Source organism: Gammaproteobacteria bacterium (assembly GCA_022450155.1).
GTDB lineage: Bacteria > Pseudomonadota > Gammaproteobacteria > Arenicellales > UBA868 > REDSEA-S09-B13.
Genome location: JAKUQR010000049.1, coordinates 1 through 5,801 on the forward strand (window position 1 = coordinate 1; position 5,801 = coordinate 5,801).

General features: G+C 52.8%; 5 protein-coding genes. All 5 read right to left on the reverse strand.

Features of this window, described 5'->3' with window-relative positions; genetic code table 11:
* A partial coding sequence (locus MK323_14810) for an extracellular solute-binding protein (GenBank protein ID MCH2483415.1) occupies positions 1–747 on the reverse strand: 747 nt, incomplete at its 3' end.
* Between the two features lie 191 nt (positions 748–938).
* The gene (locus MK323_14815) at positions 939–1,874 is read right to left on the reverse strand and encodes an ABC transporter permease (protein MCH2483416.1); all 936 of its coding nucleotides are present in this window, start codon (positions 1,872–1,874) and stop codon (positions 939–941) included.
* Positions 1,875–1,880: 6 nt separating this feature from the next.
* On the reverse strand, positions 1,881–3,131 hold the full coding sequence (locus tag MK323_14820; protein MCH2483417.1) for an ABC transporter permease: 1,251 nt from the start codon (positions 3,129–3,131) through the stop codon (positions 1,881–1,883).
* 52 nt (positions 3,132–3,183) lie between these two features.
* Positions 3,184–4,284, reverse strand: a complete 1,101-nt coding sequence (locus MK323_14825; GenBank protein ID MCH2483418.1) for an ABC transporter ATP-binding protein — start codon at positions 4,282–4,284, stop codon at positions 3,184–3,186.
* 254 nt (positions 4,285–4,538) lie between these two features.
* Positions 4,539–5,438, reverse strand: a complete 900-nt coding sequence (locus MK323_14830) for an ABC transporter permease (GenBank protein MCH2483419.1) — start codon at positions 5,436–5,438, stop codon at positions 4,539–4,541.
* Between the last annotated feature and the right edge of the window lie 363 nt (positions 5,439–5,801).

Below are 5,801 nucleotides of genomic sequence, written 5' to 3' on the forward strand. Positions count from 1 at the left end.
AAGTCTACCGTTATAAGCCGTAACCATCACGACTTCCCCATCAGCCAGGAGCTGTGGCGGCTGGGCACCAGCTTCCCACCATACGATATCGTCTTTAAGGTCACATAGTTTTGCGAACGCACGATCCTGACCTTCCTTCGTACCCAGCACTTCGTAGATCTGATCGTTGGCTACGCCATCTGCCATCAGGGCCCACTCTAGATTGACGCGGGGCACTTTCCGCAGACCGCGTCGACCCGGGAAATTCTTGGTATCCCAGAAATCCTTCATGGTAGTTGGCATGCGGTCTACGTGTTTATTCGCCATAATGGTCTTTCTGTTATAGGCCGGTACGGTGGCCCAGGAAATGTTACCCACATAGCACTCACTCAGCGCGCCTTCCACAAAGTCCTCGGTAGCGGGGGTGCCATCAGGCGCCGGCAACCACTGCGAATGGTCGAGCACTTCCAAAAGACCTTCGTCACACCCTCGCAGCGCATCCTGCGGTGTGGTGTCAACGATGTCCCACTGCACATTACCGGCTTCCACCTGGGTCCTGATTTCAGCCAGGCCACCGTTGTAGTCCACGATATTGAACTGCTGGCCGGTCTTGGCCTCGTAGGGCTCGATACACGCCTTGACCTGACTGGCGGTATACGACCCGCCCCAGGATACGAACGTGATCTTGCCTGCAAACGCCGTTGCGCTCATCAGGCCAAGGCCGAGGGCGGCTGACGTCAGTACTGCTGTAGTTTTTAACTTGCTCATTGACTCCTCCAGAAATTACAGATCATAAGAAAACGTAAAATAGATGACTGAACTGACTGTATCCTGACAAAACCATAAATATGTACAGAAAACAATCCGGCACAACCGCTTTATTATACGACAGCTTCAGATTACCGCCACTCCAAGCTGGACTGACGGTTTGCGCAGAGTTTTTCTTATATATGAGGCATTTAAGACGGTAAACTGGTCCGCAACCGTTCACTTCTACGGCGCAGCAACTCGATTGCAATCAATAAAATGATTGAAAATGTGACCAACATGGTCGCCACCGCGAGGATACTGGGGCTGATCTGCTGACGAAGACCCGACCACATCTGAATCGGAATAGTCTTCTGGTCGGCAGCGGCTATAAAGTAGATCAGCACCACCTCATCAAATGAAGTAATGAACGCAAACAAAGCGCCGGACACCACACCCGGGGTGATCAACGGCATGATGACCTTGAAAAAGGTGCGCAGCGGTTTAGCCCCCAGACTACCCGATGCCCGAATGAGGGTTTCGTCAAAACCAACCAGCGTCGCTGTGACCGTGATCACCACATAGGGTGTCCCGATGGCCGCATGGGCAAGAACCACTCCCAGATGCGAGTAGGCCAGACCGATCTTCGAGTAGAAAAAGAACATTCCCGCCGCAGTAATGATGATCGGCACGATCAAAGGGGAAATCAGTAAGGACATGATCGGCTTTCGAAACGGCATGTGCGTGCGGCTCAAACCCACGGCAGCCAGCGTGCCTAGTGAAGCAGCAACCAGTGTAGCAAAGATCGCGATAATGATACTGTTCCGCGCGGCAAACGCCCACTCGTAGCCGCGGTTCGACCCGGATCCGCATTCCTGCACTTTAGTGCTGGTTACGAATGCGTCTGCGGCTTCGGTCGCTTTCTGAGTACACATGCCCAGTACGTCTTTATACCAACGAAAAGAAAACGCGTCCGGGTCCAGCCTCAGCATTCCCTCGCTAAACGTGAAATAGGGCTCGATATTGAATGACAGCGGAACGATCACCATGATCGGCGCCAGCAGGAAGAAAAACACCACGCAACAAATCCCGAGAAACACGTAATGCCAGGTGCGACCGAGTGGTCCGGTATAAGCGGGTACGCTCATCAGAGGCTATCCGAGTTTCATCTTGTCAATGCCGACGACTTTGTCGTAGAGCCAGAACAAAATCAGCACTGCAACTAACAGGATGCTCCCCATCGCGGCAGCCAACCCCCAGTTGAGCGATGACTTCATATGGAAAGCGATCTGGTTGCTGATCATCTGTCCTTTGGCGCCGCCCACCAGTGCAGGTGTGATGTAGTACCCCACCGACAGCACAAAGACCAGCAGCCCACCGGCACCAATGCCGGGAATGGAACGGGGCCAGAAGATCCGATAAAACGTGATAAAGGGATTGGCACCCAATGACTGCGAGGCTCGGATCTCTGACAGCGGAATGGTCTTCATCACGCTGTACATTGGCAACACCATGAAGGGTAGAAGAATCTGTGTCATCGCAATCAGGGTGCCTTTCATATTGAAAATCATCTGGATGCGGCCCTGTTCCGAGATGATGCCGACCCAGACCATGAGATCGTTAATGACCCCCTGGGTCTGCAGCAGTACGATCCAGGAGGTCGTTCGCACCAGCAGTGAGGTCCAGAACGGCAGCAGCACCATGATGATGAGCAGGTTGCTGATCTTAGGTGGCGTGGTGGAAATAAGGTAGGCAATCGGGTAACCAATTAGGAGTGTCATCAGCGTGACCGCCAGACTGATCCACAGCGTGCGCATGAAAAGTGTCACGTAGATCTGGTAATCTTCCGGTTTCAAAATGACATTGCCGAAATCGTCATAGTCACGATCAATCGCATTCAGAAAGTAGCGTGCGGTGTATCGATCGCTCACTTTCTTGATCACCGCCCAGGTGTGTACATCCCCCCAGCGTTTGTCCGATTTGATCATGGCCTCCCGATAGGGCCCTGACTTGATCTTTTTGAACTTACGCTTCGATTTCAGAATCAGGCTTCGCCCGCCCGGCAAGCTGTAGTTAAGGTGGGTCGCGACCTTACCCAGGTGGCCGGCTTTCAGTGCGGCTCTCAAATCATGGAAAGCTATCTCGAAAACTTGCTCGGAGGGTAAATCAACCCCATCCCAATCATCCAGCGCGGCCACCAGGTTCGGGACTATGGTGACCATCCGGGGATTGTCCACGCTGCGAAACAGCATGCTCACGATCGGGATGGCAAACGTGATGATGATAAACAACAACAGCGGCAGGACCATGCCAAACGCAATGTACTTTTTCCGACGCTCCGCGCGTGCCAGCTGCTCCTTGAGCGGCACACCATCAATCATGATGGGTTGTGTTGCTTGCGCCATGGGCTGAAGTACGCGAGTTTCGATTAACTACTGTGGGTTTAAAAGTACAGCGCTAGGCCGGTGCATCCAGTGCGCGGCAATCTTCCGAGTGCCAGCCGACCGTAACGGATTCACCTTCTGTCAGATGACTGTGCCGGGCCGCATTCGGAACTTTCACGATAAACTGGTCCTGACCACACAACGCAAGGCGCGCACGAATGTGGTCACCCAGATAAATCAGTTCTTTGACTGTGCCCTGCACGGTATTATCACAACTGCCTGCCTCAGGATTGATGGTCACTCGCTCTGGCCGCAGTGACAATGTTGTGCGACTGCCTGGCCCGTCAATATTAATTGCTAACGCTTTCAGAGACTCGCCGGTCTGGAGCTCAGCAACGCAGTGACCGTTGCTGGCTTCTTTTACTGTGCCGACGAATGTATTGTTCTCGCCGATAAACTGCGCGACAAAAGCATTCTCGGGCTGTTCATACAACACATTAGGTGCCGCGACCTGCTGAACCACACCATCGTCGAAAACACACACGCGATTGGACATGGTCAAAGCTTCTGACTGATCGTGTGTCACATAGACCACGGTTACCCCCAGATTCTCGTGGATATGTTTGATCTCGTACTGCATCTGCTCACGCAGTTGCTTGTCGAGCGCCCCGAGTGGCTCGTCCATCAACACCAACTTGGGTTCGAAGACCAGCGCCCGCGCCACGGCAACCCGCTGTTGCTGTCCTCCTGAGAGCTGTCCCGGGCGACGGCCACGGAAACCTTCCAGCTGGACCATAGCCAATGCTTTTTTCACACGCTCGTCGATCTCAGATTTCGGCATCTTCCTGACTTCGAGCGGATAGGCCAGGTTCTCACGGACCGTCATATGTGGAAACAGGGCGTAGTTCTGGAAGACGATCCCGATATCCCGTTTCCAGGGCGGTACATTGTTGATCGCGGTGCCGTCCAACATGATCTCACCGCTGGTGGCGGTCTCGAAACCCGCCAGCATCATCAAGCAGGTGGTCTTGCCGGAGCCGAACGGGCCCAGCATGGTCATGAACTCACCTCGCTGAACACTCAGGTTGAGGTCCTTGACCACAAGATTCTCTCCGTCGTAACTTTTCTGTACTTCGTTGAAGCTCACATAGGCGTCTGTCTGATTTGTGTCCATATTCTTCAGCACTTCCTTTGTTTTTTAGTCACGCGTTCTGACCGCCACACCAGCTGTCTACTTTACGGGGTTGTTAATTCTACTATTGATGGGGTAACGCTTAATTAGTCAATAGGCACATCCATGCGCTCTTATCCGGTGAGACTTAAGTTTTCCCACATTGTGGCTTAGTATTCACGCATTCTTACAACTTGACGACTCTATTGTCGTGAAATATAACGTACTACGCAAACATCGCACCGGTTCAAGTCGTTTCATGGTGCACCCCGGGGCCGAGTTAAGAAATGCTCATGACGACGCCGCAACAGCTCAACACAAAATAAAACCACCACCGACAATAACACCATGATCGTTGCAACGGCGAGTATGGTCAGCGTAATTTCCTGTCGTATTCCAGACCAAATCAGCCGCGGCAGTGTAATCTGATTTTCGCCACCCAGAAAAATCACCACGACGACCTCATCGAACGAGGTCACAAACGCAAAAAGTGCACCGGTAATGATCCCCGGAAAGGTCAGCGGCAACATCACTTTTCTAAATGTTTTTAATGGCCGGGCACCCAGACTGTACGACGCCCGCACATACTGCTGATCAAATCCCATTAAGGTGGCCGTGACCGTGATTACAACAAACGGTGTACCCAGCGCGGCATGAGCCAGTATCAGACCCAGATGGGTATACGCCAGGTGATACTTGGAGTAGTACACAAAGATACCGGCGGCCGTAATGATGATCGGTACGATCATCGGTGATATCAGCACCGCCATGATCAACCGCCTGAACGGCATGTGGGAGCGGCTCAAGCCAACAGCCGCCAGTGTGCCCAGTGACGTTGCAATCAATGTGGAAAATATCGCTATAAAAAAACTGTTGCCTGCGGCCGATGCCCACTCTGAACCACGCGACTCCGGTCGGGCAGAGCGTATTGCTTCATAGGTCCCAAATAATTCACGATACCATTTCAAAGAGAACGCATCTGGGTCCAAACGCAACATGCCCTCACTAAACGTAAAGTAGGAGTCCGCGTTAAACGACAACGGAATGATGACAAAGAGAGGCCCAATGAGCAGCAAAAACACCAAAGCACAAATCAGTAGAAACAGGTAGTGCCAGATTCGACCCAACAACCCGGTATAAGAAGGCAATCCGCTCACTGCAACCCCGGTAGCGGAAGTCTTATCAACAGTTGGGAGAGAAAAAGACTGGTGTTAGCGAAGTACATGAGTGTCCGTCATCGACAGTCACACTCTATACTACACCGCGGTCTCGAAGTTCGCTGATCTCCTCAAGCCCGTACCCAAGCGATTCCAGAACAGCATCGGTATCCTGACCAAGCTGTGGCGGTGCCTGGGTCGGCCCGATCACCTGTCCATCAACCTTGAAACCAACCGCAGGCAGGCGTCAATCTGGCGCTGAACCAGATGATGGTCCTCAGGCGGCAGTCCTGGACGGATGGCACCAGTAATCCGGTTACGTGCCATCTGACCCGCATCGATCCACACTTGACGCAGCTGCTG